Origin of the sequence: Amycolatopsis speibonae (assembly GCF_042647925.1) — a bacterium.
GTDB lineage: Bacteria > Actinomycetota > Actinomycetes > Mycobacteriales > Pseudonocardiaceae > Amycolatopsis > Amycolatopsis speibonae.
On sequence record NZ_JBHRWK010000012.1, the window covers coordinates 174,377 to 189,726 of the forward strand.

General features: G+C 70.5%; 15 protein-coding genes. 9 read left to right on the plus strand and 6 right to left on the minus strand.

Going from position 1 to position 15,350, the window contains the following annotated elements; genetic code table 11:
* The first annotated feature begins 121 nt into the window (after positions 1 to 121).
* From ggt to ACFOSH_RS06695, 4 genes are all read left to right on the plus strand, one after another.
* A complete protein-coding gene (gene ggt / locus ACFOSH_RS06680) occupies positions 122 to 1,930 on the plus strand; it encodes a gamma-glutamyltransferase (protein WP_378237800.1) in 1,809 nt (602 codons plus the stop codon).
* Between the two features lie 179 nt (positions 1,931 to 2,109).
* On the plus strand, positions 2,110 to 3,036 hold the full coding sequence (gene fmt, locus ACFOSH_RS06685) for a methionyl-tRNA formyltransferase (protein ID WP_378237801.1): 927 nt from the start codon (positions 2,110 to 2,112) through the stop codon (positions 3,034 to 3,036).
* Positions 3,033 to 4,469, plus strand: a complete 1,437-nt coding sequence (locus ACFOSH_RS06690) for an RsmB/NOP family class I SAM-dependent RNA methyltransferase (RefSeq protein WP_378237802.1) — start codon at positions 3,033 to 3,035, stop codon at positions 4,467 to 4,469. Before fmt ends, ACFOSH_RS06690 begins: the two co-directional genes overlap by 4 nt.
* Positions 4,466 to 4,972 carry a flavoprotein gene (locus tag ACFOSH_RS06695; protein WP_378237803.1) on the plus strand — a complete coding sequence of 169 codons (507 nt, stop codon included), beginning with the start codon at positions 4,466 to 4,468 and terminating at the stop codon, positions 4,970 to 4,972. The genes ACFOSH_RS06690 and ACFOSH_RS06695 overlap by 4 nt, the downstream gene beginning before the upstream one ends.
* Here the strand turns inward: ACFOSH_RS06695 and ACFOSH_RS06700 are convergent.
* The 4 genes from ACFOSH_RS06700 to ACFOSH_RS06715 all read right to left on the minus strand — a co-directional run bounded on the left by ACFOSH_RS06700 (position 4,969) and on the right by ACFOSH_RS06715 (position 9,557).
* Positions 4,969 to 6,084, minus strand: coding sequence for a serine hydrolase domain-containing protein (locus tag ACFOSH_RS06700; RefSeq protein WP_378237805.1), 1,116 nt, complete (start codon positions 6,082 to 6,084; stop codon positions 4,969 to 4,971). The two genes, ACFOSH_RS06695 and ACFOSH_RS06700, sit on opposite strands and share 4 nt — an antisense overlap.
* A gap of 88 nt (positions 6,085 to 6,172) precedes the next feature.
* Positions 6,173 to 7,558 carry an alkaline phosphatase gene (gene phoA, locus ACFOSH_RS06705; RefSeq protein WP_378237806.1) on the minus strand — a complete coding sequence of 462 codons (1,386 nt, stop codon included), beginning with the start codon at positions 7,556 to 7,558 and terminating at the stop codon, positions 6,173 to 6,175.
* A 107-nt stretch (positions 7,559 to 7,665) separates the two neighbouring features.
* Entirely contained in the window at positions 7,666 to 8,325 is a 660-nt protein-coding gene (locus ACFOSH_RS06710) for a response regulator (protein WP_378237807.1), read from the minus strand.
* Complete coding sequence (locus tag ACFOSH_RS06715) at positions 8,322 to 9,557, minus strand: sensor histidine kinase (protein ID WP_378237808.1); 1,236 nt, start codon at positions 9,555 to 9,557, stop codon at positions 8,322 to 8,324. The genes ACFOSH_RS06710 and ACFOSH_RS06715 overlap by 4 nt, the downstream gene beginning before the upstream one ends.
* Before the next feature lie 146 nt (positions 9,558 to 9,703).
* Here ACFOSH_RS06715 and rpe point away from each other — a divergent pair, with 146 nt between their 5' ends.
* From rpe to ACFOSH_RS06740, 5 genes are all read left to right on the plus strand, one after another.
* Positions 9,704 to 10,372: a ribulose-phosphate 3-epimerase gene (rpe, locus tag ACFOSH_RS06720; RefSeq protein ID WP_378237905.1), complete on the plus strand. Its 669-nt coding sequence runs from the start codon at positions 9,704 to 9,706 to the stop codon at positions 10,370 to 10,372.
* 112 nt (positions 10,373 to 10,484) lie between these two features.
* A complete protein-coding gene (locus ACFOSH_RS06725; protein WP_378237809.1) occupies positions 10,485 to 11,108 on the plus strand; it encodes a riboflavin synthase in 624 nt (207 codons plus the stop codon).
* A 53-nt stretch (positions 11,109 to 11,161) separates the two neighbouring features.
* Positions 11,162 to 12,436, plus strand: coding sequence for a bifunctional 3,4-dihydroxy-2-butanone-4-phosphate synthase/GTP cyclohydrolase II (locus ACFOSH_RS06730; RefSeq protein WP_378237906.1), 1,275 nt, complete (start codon positions 11,162 to 11,164; stop codon positions 12,434 to 12,436).
* Positions 12,433 to 12,939: a 6,7-dimethyl-8-ribityllumazine synthase gene (gene ribH, locus ACFOSH_RS06735; protein WP_184902974.1), complete on the plus strand. Its 507-nt coding sequence runs from the start codon at positions 12,433 to 12,435 to the stop codon at positions 12,937 to 12,939. The genes ACFOSH_RS06730 and ribH overlap by 4 nt, the downstream gene beginning before the upstream one ends.
* Before the next feature lie 17 nt (positions 12,940 to 12,956).
* Positions 12,957 to 13,400: a PH domain-containing protein gene (locus ACFOSH_RS06740; protein ID WP_378237810.1), complete on the plus strand. Its 444-nt coding sequence runs from the start codon at positions 12,957 to 12,959 to the stop codon at positions 13,398 to 13,400.
* Positions 13,401 to 13,660: 260 nt separating this feature from the next.
* Here ACFOSH_RS06740 and ACFOSH_RS06745 read toward each other — a convergent pair whose 3' ends face one another.
* Positions 13,661 to 14,440, minus strand: a complete 780-nt coding sequence (locus ACFOSH_RS06745) for an exodeoxyribonuclease III (protein ID WP_378237811.1) — start codon at positions 14,438 to 14,440, stop codon at positions 13,661 to 13,663.
* 94 nt (positions 14,441 to 14,534) lie between these two features.
* Entirely contained in the window at positions 14,535 to 15,269 is a 735-nt protein-coding gene (locus tag ACFOSH_RS06750) for a S1 family peptidase (RefSeq protein ID WP_378237812.1), read from the minus strand.
* Between the last annotated feature and the right edge of the window lie 81 nt (positions 15,270 to 15,350).

The following is a 15,350-nucleotide window of genomic DNA, read 5'->3' on the forward strand; positions in this document are numbered from 1 at the left end:
CCGACGAACGCAGGTCTGGACGGGTCATGGCCGTGTCCTGTAAGTCTGTTCGCGAAGCCCATCGAACAGACTTACAGGACACGGCCTTGTCCGGGGTGGACAGGCGGGGCAGACTCGCGCCATGGCCGCGCACAGAAGCACTCTGGGACGCATCACCGCAGTCACCGCGATCGCCGCACTGGTCGCCACCGCCGCTCCCGGCACCGCGGCGGCGGCACCACCGCCCAAGTCCCCGGTCGCCGTCGGCTACCTGGGCGCGGTGTCGAGCATCGACTCCGACGCGACCGCGATCGGCACGAAGATCCTGCGTGAGGGCGGTAACGCCGTCGACGCGGCCGTCGCGACGGCCGCCGCGCTGGGGGTCACCGACCCGTTCTCCGCCGGTGTCGGCGGTGGCGGCTTCTTCGTCTACTACGACGCGCGCTCCGGCAAGGTCCACACTCTCGACGGCCGCGAGACCGCGCCGTCGACGGCGGACGAGAACCTCTTCGTCGAGAACGGCAAGGCGATCCCGTTCGCCGAGGCCGTCACCAGCGGACTGAGCGTCGGCGTGCCCGGCACGCCCGCCACCTGGCAGGAAGCGCTGCGCAAGTGGGGGACCAAGTCGCTGGCGAAGGCGGTCAAGCCCGCCGAAGACCTCGCCCGCAAGGGTTTCACCGTCGATCAGACCTTCAACACCCAGATCTCGAACAACGCCGCCCGCTTCTCGGCGTTCCCGTCGACCCGCTCGCTGTACCTGCCCGGCGGGGCGCCGCCGGCGGTCGGCACGACGTTCAAGAACCCGGACCTCGCCGGGACGTACGCGCAACTCGCCGCGAAGGGCACCGACGTGCTCTACCGCGGCCCGATAGGCGCGGACGTCGTCGACGCGGTCCGGAAACCGCCGGTCGACCCCGCGTCGACGCTGAACGTCCGCCCTGGCGACCTGACCGCGGCCGACCTCGCCAAGTACCGCGTCGTCGAGCGGAAGCCGACCAAGACCGAGTACCGCGGTCTCGACGTCTATGGCATGCCCGCGCCGTCGTCCGGCGGGCTGACCGTCGGCGAGGCGCTGAACATCCTCGAGAACACGAAGCTCTCCAAGCTGGAGAAGGCCGACTACCTGCACTACCTCCTGGAGTCGACCCGGTACGCCTTCGCCGACCGCAACCGGTGGATCGGCGACCCGGCCTTCGTCGACGTCCCGGCCAAGGAACTGATCAGCCAGAAGTTCGCCGACAGCCGCGCGTGCCTGATCGACCCCGCGAAGGCCGGGACGAGCCCGGTCGCGCCCGCCGACCCGCGCGAACCGGCACCGTGCGTGGCGGGGACGAACGCCGCGCCGACGCCGTACGAGGGCGAGAACACCACGCACCTCACGGTCGCCGACCGGTGGGGCAACGTCGTCGCCTACACGCTGACCATCGAGCAGGAGGGCGGGAGCGGCATCGTCGTGCCGGGCCGCGGGTTCCTGCTCAACAACGAACTCACCGACTTCTCGTTCACCCCGGTGACGCCGGGCGTGCCCGACCCGAACCTGCCGGGCCCGGCCAAGCGGCCGCGTTCGTCGATGGCGCCGACCATCGTGCTCGAGGGCGGCAAGCCGTTCCTCGCCGTCGGTTCGCCGGGTGGCGCGTCGATCATCACCACGGTGCTGCAGGTCCTCACCGGCCGCATCGACCGCGGCCTGAAGTTGGTCGACGCGATCGCCGAACCGCGCGCCTCGCAGCGCAACTCGGCGGCCGCGCAGGTCGAGCAGGCGTTCCTCGACCAGACCGACGTCCTCGCGATCCTGAAGGCCAAGCAGCAGGGCTTCTCGACTGCGCCCGCCGAGATCGGGGCCGCGACCGGTGTCGAACGGCTGCGGGACGGCCGGTGGCTCGCCGCGGCCGAACCCACGCGCCGTGGCGGCGGCTCGGCGGCCGTGGTCCTGCCCTGGCCTCGCGGATAGCTCGCCCAGGCGCGCTATGAAAGGTCCTTTCCTTGCGAAATTCGCAAGGAAAGGACCTTTCATAGCGCTCGCCGGAGAGGACAGGGATAGCGAGCGCGCCGGGACACCGGGGCCCTTCTAGACTGATCGGCGATGTTCGCCCAGTCAGAGGTACCCGTCCCCTCGGTGGAGGTGCGTTGATGCGCCTTGTCTTCGCCGGCACCCCCGAACCGGCCGTCCCGTCGCTGCGCGCGCTCCTCGCGTCCGAGCAGCACGAGGTCGTCGCCGTCGTGACCCGCCCGGACGCGCAGGCAGGCCGTGGCCGCCGGGTCGTCCGGTCCCCGATCGGCGCGCTGGCCGACGAGCACGGGATCGAGGTGCTGACCCCGCCGAAGGCGAGCGACCCCGCGTTCCTCGCCCGGCTCGCGGAGATCGCCCCGGACGCGTGCCCGGTGGTCGCGTACGGGGCGTTGCTGCCCCAGGCCGCGCTGGACATCCCGGTGCACGGCTGGGTCAACCTGCACTTCTCGCTGCTGCCCGCGTGGCGTGGCGCCGCGCCGGTCCAGGCCGCGATCCGCGCCGGGGACGAGATCACCGGCGCCTCGACGTTCCGGATCGTCAAGGAACTCGACGCGGGCCCGGTCTACGGCGTGATCACCGAGCAGATCGCCGACAGCGACACCGCCGGGGAACTGCTCGGCAGGCTCTCGGAGTCGGGGGCGAAGCTGCTCGTGTCCACGATGGACGGGATCGCCGACGGCACGCTGCGCGCGGTCGGGCAGACCGGTGACGGCGTGAGCTACGCGCCCAAGGTGACCGTCGAGGACGCGCGGGTGTCGTTCGCCGACCCGGCCGCCGCGGTCGACAGGCAGATCCGCGCGGTCAGCCCGGAACCGGGCGCGTGGGCGGAGTTCCGGGGCGAGCGGCTGAAGCTCAGCCCGGTGACGGTCGTCGACGAGCCGGGCCCCCCGCCCGGCGAACTGGTCGTGGAACGCAAGCGGGTCCTGGTCGGCACGGCGTCGAAACCGGTGCGGCTGGGCGAAGTGCAGGCGCAGGGGAAGAAGCGGATGGCGGCCACCGACTGGGCGCGCGGTACGAGGATCGAACAAGGAGAGCGCCTGCAGTGAACGAGCGTAGGGAACGCCGGCCGTCGAGGCCGGAGCGAGGCCGTCCGGGCCCGCGCAGGGAAGGGCCCAGCCGCCCGCCGCAGATCGACCCGGCCCGGCAGGTCGCCTTCGACGTCCTGCGCGCCGTCCGGGAAGATGACGCGTACGCGAACCTGGTGCTGCCGCAACTGCTGCGCAACCGCCGGATCTCCGGTCGTGACGCGGCGCTGGCCACCGAACTGACCTACGGGACCTGCCGCGCGGTCGGCATGCTGGACGCCGTCATCGCGGCCTGCCTGGACCGCCCGCTGGAGAAGGTCGACGCCATCGTGCTGGACGGCCTCCGCCTCGGCGCGTACCAGCTGCTGCGCACCCGCATTCCCCAGCACGCCGCCGTCGGGGCCACTGTGGACCTCGTCCGCGCCGAAGTCGGTTCCTGGATCGCGGGTTTCGTGAACGCGGTGCTGCGCTCAGTGTCCGAAAAGGACGAAGACACCTGGCTGAACGAGCTGGCCCCGGACGAGGCCGCCGACCCGATCGGCGCCTACGCGCTGCGGACGGCGCACCCGCGCTGGGTCGCGCGTTCGTTCGCGGAAGCGCTGGGGGACAAGGGAGCCGAGCTGAAGGCGGCCCTGGAGGCCGACGACGACCGTCCCGACGTGCACCTGGTCGCCCGGCCCGGCGAGATCAGCGCCGACGAGCTGGCCGCCATCACCGGCGGCGACGTCGCCCCGTACTCGCCCTACGGCGTCCGGATGCCCTCGGGCTCCGGTGACCCCGGCGACATCGAGCCGATCAAGGAAAAGCTGGCCGCGGTCCAGGACGAGGGCAGCCAGCTGTGCGCCGTCGCCGTCACGAAGGTCCCGCTCACCGGCTCCGACGAGCGCTGGCTCGACCTGTGCGCCGGCCCGGGTGGCAAGGCCGCGCTGCTGGGCGCGCTGGCGTCGATCAGCGGCGCGACCGTGGACGCCGTCGAGAAGGCGCCGCACCGCGCGAAGCTGATCGAGAACGCCGTCCAGGGGCTTCCGGTGACCATCCACGTCGCCGACGGCCGCGAGACCGACCTCGAACCGGGCTACGACCGGGTCCTGGTCGACGCGCCGTGCAGTGGTCTCGGCTCGCTGCGCCGCCGCCCCGAGGCGCGCTGGCGCCGTCAGCCCAGCGACATCTCGGACCTGACGAAACTGCAGGGCCAGCTGATCACCGCGGCGCTGGACCTGGTCCGCCCCGGCGGTGTGGTCACCTACGTCGTCTGCTCGCCGCATCTGGCCGAGACCGAAGGCGTCGTGGGGGAGACAGCGCGCCGCGCCGGTGCCGAGATCGTCGACGCGCGGCCGTTCTTCCCGGACGTCCCGCAGCTCGGCAACGGCCCGTACGTCCAGCTGTGGCCGCACCGCCACGGCACCGACGCGATGTTCTGCGCCGTCCTGCGGAAGCCGGAAACCGCCGGGTGAGCAGGGTCCTCGGCCTGGTCGCGAGCTCGTGCGGCGGACTGGACACCCGGTTCGCCGCGCAGCTCGCGAAACCGGCCGCGGACCGTGGCTGGGAGCTCGCGATCACGCTGACCCCGACCGCGGCCCGCTGGCTGGAGAAGACCGGCGGGCTCGGTGACCTCGAAGCGTGCACCGGGCTGCCGGTCCGCAGCACCTCCCGGCTGCCGGGCGAACCCCGGCCACATCCGGATCCCTCGGTGTTCCTGTTCGCGCCCGCGTCCGCGAACTCCGTGGCGAAACTGGCGCTGGGCATCGCCGACAACCAGGCGCTGACCCTGCTCGGCGACGTCCTCGGCACGCCGGGGATCACGATCGCGCTGGGCTACCAGATCCAGGACACGCGGGTGCACCATCCGGCGTGGCGGCGGCATCTCGACACCCTCGAATCGGCGGGCGTCACCACCACACGGCTCAGCACGGAGGCCCCCTGGACCTCCGTGCTGGACTCGCTCCCGAAGCCTTAGCGGGCGCAGAACGCCGTGTCGACGGCGGTCACCAGGTCTTTCGATGCCTTTTCCGACAACGGATCCTGGTTGACCACGACGTTCACCTGCTTGCCGTGCGGGATCGCTCCGGACAGCGTCGAGAAGCCGCGGATGCTCCCGCGGTGGCCCCAGTACGTTCCGCCGCAGCTCAACGGGACCGAGACGATCCCGAGTCCGTACTCCGCGCCCGGAACACCCAGATCCACCGGCACCGTCCGTTGCATCTCTGCCAGCTGCGGCCGCTCCAGGAGACGGCCTTCGGTGAGCGCGGCGAAGAAGCGGTTCAGATCCTCGCCGGTCGACACGAGCCCGCCGGAGGCCCAGGCTATCGACGGGTCCAGTTCGGTGTAGTCGGCGAGATCCGGTGCGTAGCCCCTGGCGTGCGGGAACGGCAGTCGTTCGTCGCCGCGCGGCGGCAGATAGGTGCTGCGCAGGTCCAGCGGTTTCACGATCCTGGCATCGATCTCGTCGGAGACCGAGTGCTTGGTCAGCTTCTCGATGAGCATGCCCGCGACGATGTAGTTGGTATTGGAGTACGACCAGCCCTTGCCGGGTTCGAACAGCGGCCGGTCCGCCAGACCGATCGCCAGCAGCTCTTCGGGCTCGGCGCCGCGATGCCGCCACTCGTCGATGTCGAGGTCTTGCGAGTAGTTTCGCAGTCCGCTGGTGTGCTGGAGCAGCTGCCGGACGGTGATCTTGGTACCGTCGTTGCCGTTCCCGCGCACGAGGCCGGGCAGATACCGGTCGATCGGCGTGTCCAGCCGCACCTTTCCTTCGGCGACCAGCTGCAGCACCACGACCGCGACGAAGGTCTTGGCGACACTTCCCGCGCGGAACTTCGAGCCGCGCGGGAACGGTGTCCCGGTCCGGAGGTTCCCCACGCCTTCGCGTTCCGACCACGCCCGCCCGGACGCGCTCGTCACCGTCGCCTGCGCGCCGGGGACCCCGTCCTGTACCAGTGTCCTCAGTGCCTTGTCGACCTCGTCGTGCGGCTTGGTCACGGCGAGCGCCGGGGCGGCGGTGGTGGCGGCCAGCAGCGCGATCAGCGAGCCGACCGCGACGATCTTCTTGCCTGGCAAGGTTTTTCGCATGAAGCAAAGCTAGGGAAGCCGCAGGAAAGCGGCCATGGGGCAGACCCCCACCCCTCGACGGGGGCCTGCCCCACCTTCCCGAAACCGATCAGCGCAGACGCAGCGCGCGCTTCAAGGTGTCGAAGAGGTCGGTCTGGTTGGTCAGGCCGACGACGTTCGCCGCCTGCGGCCCGTAGCCCGCGACGCGGATCTGCGTGCCGGTGTGGTCCTGCGACGAGCCGGGCATTCCGGTGCCGTAGTTGATGGTCATGTTCGCGCCCTCGTTGGTGATCAGGGTCGCGGTCTGGCCGGGGCTGACGGTGCCGTTGCCGATGATCTGGCTGGTGTGGCCGTGGTCGCCGGTGACGATCACCAGGGTTTCGGGGTTGCTGCGCGCGAACGCGAGCCCGGCCGCGACGGCCTGGTCGAGGTCGATCGTCTCACCGATCTGGCCGCACGGGTCGGCGGCGTGGTCCTGCTTGTCGATGCTCGCGCCCTCGACCTGGAGGAAGAAACCCTTGTCCTTGCGGCGGTCGTCGAGCAGCGAGAGCGCCTTGCGGGTCTGGTCGGCCAGCTTCGGCTGCGTCTTGGGCAGCGCGGGGTTCGGCGTGCAGCGGGTCGGCGGGGTGCCGCCCAGCTTCGCGGCCGGGCCGGTCCAGTTGACCGGCAGGTTGCCGGCGGCGAACAGGCCGAGCAGCGGCTTGCCCGGCTTGGCCGCGTCGAGGTCGGCCGCGGTGTTCACCACCTGGTAGCCGGCGGACTTCGCCTGCTCCAGCACGGTCTTGCCGGCGAACTTCCCGGCCTTCACCTGCTGGTCGAAGTACTTCGCGCCGCCGCCGAGCAGGACGTCCGGCTTGGTCTGCACCAGCTGTTCGGCGATGGACCCGGCGCCGCCGTTCTCCTTGGCGTTGGCCGCGCACTTCTTGCTGGTCTCGTCGGGGCCCTTGCAGTCGCGGTTGACGACGTGCGAGCCGAGCACCGCGGGGGTGGCGTCCTGGACCTCGGCCGTGGTGACGTCGCCGGTGCGCAGGCCCGAACGCTTGGCGATCTCGAGGATCGACGGGACGGCGTTGCCGTACGGGTCCACGGAGATCGCGCCGTTGTAGGTCTTCACGCCGGTGGCCCATCCGGTGCCGGAGGCGGCCGAGTCGGTCACGTAGTCGGGCTTCGAGGGGTTGTTCTTCTCGACCGCGTACGTCGTGTAGTCGCCGGTGAGCGGGAGGCCGTCCATCGCGAGCCGTCCGGCCGCGCCGCGCTCGTAGTTGCGCGCCGAGGTGATCTCGGACTGGCCCATGCCGTCGCCGATGAACAGGATGACGTTGCGGGCGTGGCCGCCCTTGATCGCGGCGCGCACGTCCTGGGTGCGGTCACCCTGCGCGGACGCGAGGCGGGCGTCGTCGCCGGCGGCGAGAGCGGCGGGCGCCAGCGCGATCAGCGTGACGCCGAGCGCCCCGCCCGCGAGCCATTTGCGCCGTCCTGTGAACAGCGAAGCCATCGAAAATCTCCTTGGGATACCAGGGGAATGGGGCAATCCCATTAGTCACCGCGCATGTGTGCGGCCGGGGGTTTCCGGATGAACGCGAGTGGAACAACGGCCGTCCGCTAGCGCAGGCTGTGACCCGGTGCGACGACGCCGTTCTCGTAAGCGAACACCACCGCCTGACTGCGGTTGGCCGCGCCCAGTTTGCCGAAAATGTTGCCCACATGGGTTTTGACGGTTTCGAGACTGATGACCAGATCGGCCGCTATGTCCACATTGGACATCCCGGTGGCGATGAGCCGCAGCACCTCGGTCTCCCGTTTCGTCAGCGACGACGGCCGCGGCGCCAGGCCGGACGGCGCCGGGCGCGCGGTGACCATCCGCCGGATGGCGTCGGGGAACAGCAGCGTCTCCCCGGCGGCGATGGTCCGGATGGCGTGCGCGAACTCCTCCTTGCGCGCCCGCTTGAGCAGGAATCCGCTCGCCCCGGCCAGCAGCGCGTCGTAGACGTAGTCGTCGTTGTCGAACGTCGTGATCACAAGGACCTTCGGCGGTTCGGGGATCTCGGCCAGCACCCGCCGGGTCGCCTCGATCCCGTCGACACGCGGCATCCGGACGTCCATCAGGACCACGTCGGGAGTCGCCCGCCGCACCAGGTCGACCACCTCGCCGCCGTCACCCGCCTCGCCGACCACGGTCAGGTCGGGCTGGTTGCCCAGCAGCGAGCGCAAGCCGGCGCGCAGCAGCGGTTCGTCGTCGACGATCAGGACACGCAGGGTCATGAGCGTGACCGTAGCGGGATCGTGGTCACCAGCCGCCACAGCGGTTCCCCGTCGATCGCGGGCCCCGCGATGAGCTCGCCGCGCAGCGCCTCGACGCGTTCGGTGAGCCCCGGCAGGCCGTTGCCGCCGCGGCCGGACGCGGCCGCGTGCTCCACGAGCGGGTTCACGATCTCGATCCGCAGCGCGTCGGCGAGCACCGCGACCCGGACGGTCACCGGCCCGGGATGGGCGTGCCGCAACGCGTTCGTCAGTCCTTCTTGGACGATCCGGTACGCCTCCCGCGAAAGGGTCGCGGGCAGTTCGGCGGCGGGCCCGGTCAGTTCGTAGTCGATCACCGCGCCACCGGATCGCGCCCGCTCGGCCAGCGTGCCGACTTCGATGAGCCGTCGTTCGGGTTCACGGGACGACCGGTCCTCCCGCAGCAGGCCGAGTACGTGGTCGAGGTCTTCGAGCGCCGCCCGGGACGACTCCTCGATGGTGCCCAGCGCCCGGCGCACCAGCCGCGGTTCGGAATCGACCAGTTCGGCGGCCGCGGCGGCCTGGATGGTCGACGTCGTCAGGGTGTGGCCGATGGAGTCGTGCAGTTCGCGAGCCAGCCGGTTGCGCTGCTCGAAGTGGTTCGCCCGGACCTCGGCCGCGGCGACGCGTTCGGCGGCCGACGGGCCCAGCAGCGAGAGCGCGCTGTACTGGAAGAGCTTGGTGAAACCGGCGAGGACGTACGCGATGACGACGAGCGTGACCAGCGCGATCGGCACCGTCCACAGCCCGGCGGCGCCGGCTTCGATCGTGACCCGTTCGCCGAAGAACTCGATGGGGCTGCCACCGCCGCCCAGCCAGATCACGGCGAACGCGAAGCCGATCATCAGGAAGCAGCCGATCCCGAAGAGCACCCAGCCGAGCCCGGCGTGCAGGAGCAGCCAGGCCGCCGAACGCCAGCGTTCGGCCCAGGCGATCTTGGTGTGCGGCGGGGGCTGCGCGATCCGGGTGCCCAGCATCTGGTTGGAGAACCAGATGCCGACCCGCCGCATCGGCCCGGCCAACCCGATCAGCCCGACCAGGACACCCATCGCGAGCATCCCGTAGACGAGCTTCACCCTCGCGTCGCCGGGGAGGAGGACGGCGGGGATCAGTGCGATCGGGAACGGGATCGCCGTCGCCGCCATGCCGAGGAGACCGAAGGGCACGCTGCGGTAACTACCGATCCGCACCAGGGTTGTGAGTGGGTTGACCATGACGAGAACGCTATTCGGCGCCGCGTGCGCGCACCTCCCACTCCGGTGCCATTTCGCGTCATCCTCAAGACCACCGGCGCCGGTCACAGCCGGTTAGCGGGCGTTAGCGGCGTCCTCCTACACTCGGGCGCGTGGCTCACCGACCTTTGATCGCACCCAGCATCCTTTCCGCGGACTTCGCCCGGCTCGGCGACGAGATCCGCGCCGTCGCGGGGGAAGGCGACACGCGCGCCGACTGGGTCCACGTGGACGTCATGGACGCGCACTTCGTGCCGAACCTGACCCTCGGGCTGCCCGTGGTGCAGTCGCTGATCAAGGCCACCGACGTGCCGATCGACTGCCACCTGATGATCGAGAACCCCGACAAATGGGCCATCGGGTACGCCGAGGCGGGCGCCTACAACGTCACCGTGCACGTCGAGGCCGCGCACGACCCTGTCGCGCTGGCGAAGAACCTCCGCGCCGCCGGGGCGAAGGCCGGTCTGTCGATCAAGCCGAACACGCCGATCGAGGACCACCTCGACACCCTCAAGCACTACGACACGCTGCTGGTGATGTCGGTCGAGCCCGGCTTCGGCGGCCAGTCGTTCATCGAGGGCGTCCTCGACAAGGTGCGCACCGCACGGCGCCTGGTCGACACCGGGCACCTCAAGCTCGTCGTCGAGATCGACGGCGGGATCAACGCCGACACCATCGAGCGGGCCGCCGAGGCCGGCGTGGACTGCTTCGTCGCCGGTTCCGCCGTCTACGGCGCCGAAGATCCTGGTAAGGCCGTCGCGGCGCTGCGCGAGCAGGCGGCCCGCGCCCGCGGCTGATCCCGGCTCTTGATCCACCTATCGGGTCAGGAGAAGGAAACGGCCCCGTTGGGTGTTGGATGGGGCAAGCACCGTTCCAGCGACGGTGCGACCCAGGAGGAGGGCAGCAGGAGTGTTCACCGGCATTGTCGAGGAACTCGGCGAGGTCACCGCGGTCGAGCAGGTCCCCAGCGCCGCGCGGCTGACCGTACGGGGGCCGCTGGTGACCAGCGACGCCGGTCACGGCGACTCCATCGCGGTGAGTGGCGTGTGCCTCACCGTGGTCGCGGTGGCGGGCGGTGAGTTTACCGTCGATGTCGTGCACGAAACCCTGCAGCGCTCCAGCCTCGCGAAGGTACACGTCGGCGACGTCGTGAACCTGGAACGCGCGACGCCGGCGGGCGGCAGGCTCGGCGGGCACATCATGCAGGGCCATGTCGACGGCACCGGCGTCTTCCTCAAGCGGGACGAGCAGGGGCTCACCTCGTTCGCCCTGCCGGGCAAACTGGCCAGGTACGTGGTCGAGAAGGGGTCGATCGCGGTCGACGGCGTCTCCCTCACGGTCGCTTCGGTGACCGACGAGGAGTTCGCGGTCGCCTTGATCCCGACCACTCTCGAACTCACCACGCTGGGCCGGAACACCCCGGGCGACCTGGTGAACCTCGAGGTCGACGTGGTCGCCAAGTACGTCGAGAAGCTGGCCATGCCGCACCTGCGCGCGCAGGGGGACAATGGCGGTACGGAGGAGCGGGCGTGACTGAGACGAGTGCGATTCCGGGGTCGGCTGATCTGACCCCCTGTGGAGGCGGGGTGGCCGTGAACGCCGAGCTCATCGAGGCGGCGATCGCCGATATCAAGGCGGGCCGTCCGGTCGTCGTGGTGGACGACGAGGACCGTGAGAACGAAGGCGACCTGATCTTCGCGGCGGAGAAGGCCACGCCCGAACTGATGGCCTTCATGGTGCGCTACACCTCGGGGTACGTCTGCGTGGCGCTGACCGAGGCCGAGGCGGACAGGCTCGACCTGCCGCCGATGTACCACACGAACCAGGACCAGCGCGGCACCGCGTACAGCGTCACGGTCGACGCCGCCGCGGGCATCACCACCGGCATCTCCGCGGCCGACCGCTCGCACACCGTCCGGCTGCTCGCCGACCCGGCGTCCACGGCGGCGGACTTCCGGCGTCCCGGCCATGTGGTCCCGCTGCGCGCCAAGCAGGGTGGCGTCCTGCGGCGCCCCGGGCACACCGAAGCCTCCGTCGACCTGGCCCGGCTCGCCGGACTCTCGCCGTCCGGCGTGCTCTGCGAGATCGTGTCGCAGAAGGACGAGGGCGACATGGCCCGCCGCGACGAGCTCGAGGTCTTCGCCGCGGACCACGACCTCAAGATGATCACCATCGCCGACCTGATCGCGTACCGGCGGCGCACCGAGAAGCAGGTCGAGCGGGTCGCCGAGGCGCGCATCCCGCTGACGGCGGGCACGTTCCGCGCGGTCGGCTACGACAGCCTGCTCGACGGCATCGAGCACATCGCGTTCGTCTACGGCGAGATCTCCGACGGCGAGGACATCCTGGTCCGCGTGCACTCCGAATGCCTCACCGGCGACGTCTTCGGTTCACTGCGCTGCGACTGCGGTCCGCAGCTGGAGGCGGCGCTCGAAGCGGTGGCCAAGGAAGGCCGCGGTGTCGTGCTCTACATCCGCGGTCACGAGGGCCGTGGCATCGGGCTGCTGCACAAACTGCAGGCCTACCAGCTGCAGGACGCCGGCGCGGACACCGTCGACGCGAACCTGCAGCTCGGCGTCCCCGCCGACGCGCGGGACTACGGCACCGGCGCGCAGATCCTGTGCGACCTCGGCGTCCGCTCGATGCGGCTGCTGACGAACAACCCGGCCAAGCGGGTCGGCCTGGAGGGCTACGGCCTGCGGGTCACCGGGCGGGTGTCGCTGCCGATCTCGCCGAACCCGGAGAACCTGCGCTACCTCAAGACCAAGCGGGACCGGATGGGGCACGACCTGTCCCAGCTGGAGCATTACGACCAGGTCGGCGCCGAAGTCGACCAGGGCAACGGAGGTGGCACGCGGTGAGCGGCGAGGGCCGTCCGGACGTCGAACTCGACCTGTCCGACTGTAAGAACATCCGCCTCGGGATCGTGGCCACGCGCTGGCACACGAAGATCACGAGTGCCCTGCTGGAACGCGCCCTCGAGGCGGCCAAGGCGGCCGACCTGGAGGAAGAGCCGACGGTCGTGCGCGTCGCGGGCGCCGTCGAACTGCCCGTCGCCGCGCAGGCGCTGGCCCGCACGCACGACGCCGTCGTCGCGCTGGGTGTGGTCGTCCGGGGTGGGACGCCGCACTTCGAGTACGTCTGCGACGCGGTCACCGCGGGCCTGACCAGGGTCGCGCTCGACGAGAGCACCCCGGTCGGCAACGGCGTGCTCACCTGCGACACCGAACAGCAGGCCCTCGACCGGTCCGGTCTGCCCGGCTCCGTCGAGGACAAGGGCTACGAAGCGACCGTCGCCGCGCTGGACGCCGCGCACGCGCTGCGGAACCTGCGTCAGCCGTGGACCGAGCGGGGCTTCGTGTGAGCGTCGAGGCGGATGTGATGACAAAGTCCGAGGTCGTGGTGGTGCGGCCCCGCCGTGCGCTGGTGATGTGCTCGGTGCTGGCGGTGATCCTGCTGGCGACGTTCGTGGTCGTCGCGGTGCTGCTGCGCGGCTCGGACACCGGTGTGATCTTCCAGCCGTCCGACCAGGCGGCGATGATCGGCATCGGCGTCCTGCTCGCCGCGGGCACGATGCTGTTCGCGACCGCGCGTGTGAAGGCCGACGCCGACGGCATCGAGGTCCGGAACGTGCTGATGACCAAGAAGTTCGCGTGGAGCGAAGTGCTTTCGGTGAGCTTCCCGGACGGGGCTTCGTGGGCGCGGCTGGAGCTGCCGGACGACGAGTACTACTCGGTCATGGCCGTGCAGGCGGTGGACCGGGAACGCGCGGTGGCCGCGGTGCGGGCGCTGCGGCGGCTGCACAAGGCGGCTTGGAACGGCTGACGCTCTTCGCGCTCTTTCCAGTGCTATGAAAGGTCCTTTCCTTGCGAAATTTGCCAGGAAAGGACCTTTCATGGCGTTGGGGGACCGTCGCACAGCAGGTCAGGCGTCGGTCGAGGTGGTCGTGAGTGGTAAGTGCCGTTCTAACGACACTTACCACTCACGACCACCTCGACCCACGCACCCCGCAGGGTCCGCAAGTCCGTACCATCCCGCCCCTTCATCGCACTTGCGAGCCGGACCGCAGGCCAGGTACCGAGCCCCTAAAGCGAAAGATCCACCACGACCGGCGCGTGATCCGAGGGCCCCTTGCCCTTCCGCGCGTCACGGTCTACATAGGAATCCGTCACCGCATCGGAGACACGGGAGTCGGCGTACACGAGGTCGATCCGCATTCCCTTGTTGTTCGGGAAGTTCCCGGCCCGGTAGTCCCAGTAGGTGAACGGGTGGTCGTACTTCAGCGGCCGCGGGAACACGTCGGACAGCCCGAGATCGCGCAGCGCCGCGAGCGCCTTCCGCTCCGGCTCGGTCACGTGCGTCGACTCGGCGAACACGCCGATGTCCCAGACATCCTCGTCGGCGGGCGCGATGTTGAAGTCGCCGAGCACCGCGAACGGCAGGCCGCGCGCCTGCTCCTCCCGCACGGTCGCCTCCAGCGCCGAGAGCCAGGCGAGTTTGTAGTCGTAGTGCGGGTTCTCGAGGTCGCGCCCGTTCGGCACGTACACCGACCACAGCCGCACCCCGCCGCAGGTGGCGCCGATGGCCCGCGCGTCGGTCTTGTCATCGAAGGTGGGTTCGCCGGTCAGGCCGCGCGTCACGTCTTCCAGGCCGACGCGGGACAGGATGGCCACGCCGTTCCAGCGTCCGATGCCGTACGCGGCGGTCTCGTAGCCCGCCTCCCGTACGGCGTCGACGGGGAAGGCATCGGTGCCGCTCTTGAGTTCCTGCAGGCACAGGACGTCCGGCTGTGCCGAGCCGAGCCAGTCCAGCACCCTCGGCAGCCGGGGCCCGATCGAGTTCACGTTCCAGGTCGCGATCCGCATGCCCGCGAGCGTCCCACACCCTACCGACAAGCCGACGCGAAAGGGGCCCCTCCGAGACGGGTCGCGTCTCGGAGGGGCCCCGCCGGGGAAGAGGTCAGACCCCGGCGGTCGTGCGGATCCAGGAGCGGGCCGAAGCGACGCTGCCGTAGTTGTTGGTGCCGCGGGTGTTCGAGCCGCTCTGGTTCTGCACGGTCGAAGCGACACCGACCTGGACGCCGTTGGAGACCTGGGGGCCGCCCGAGTCGCCCTTCCACGCCGAACCGTTGATGCCGACGCTCTGGATGGCCGGGCCGCCGTAGGCGTCCGAGGAGCTGCCGCTGACGCGGACGTTGGCCACCTTCAGCGCCGAGGCGGGCGGGCCGGTCGGGGTCTCACGGCCCCAGCCGTAGAGCTGGTTGGTGGACCCGCTCGACGGGTTCGAGCTGGCCAGGCCGATCGGCGTGACACCGGCGTCCGAGGCCAGGTGCAGCAGCGAGATGTCGGAGCCCGCGGGCGAGGACACCTTGCGGTCGACGGCGATCACGCGGCCGCCCTGGAGCTGGTTGCTGCCGACGCGGACCCGCATGCCGGTGCCGTCGGAGTCGAGGCAGTGCTTGGCGGTCAGGACCCAGCGCTGGGCGATGACGCTGCCGGAGCAGTTGAAGCCGTCCCACTGACGGCCCGGGGTGTTGACGTAGACCTGGGCACCCCAGCTCACGGTGGGGGCGGTGCCGCCGCCCACGATGTTGGGCTGGACACCGGTCGGGGTGCCGGCGGAGGCGACGCCGGCGGTCATGGTGAGGGCTGCGGCGGCGAGGGTGGCGGCGCCCAGCGTGCGAAGACGGCTCACGGTGCAGGAGTCCTTTCGAGCGTCATCTGACGAAGAACCGAGTGAAGTGGAACTGAGACGGAAAGTAATCACCCTGTTCAC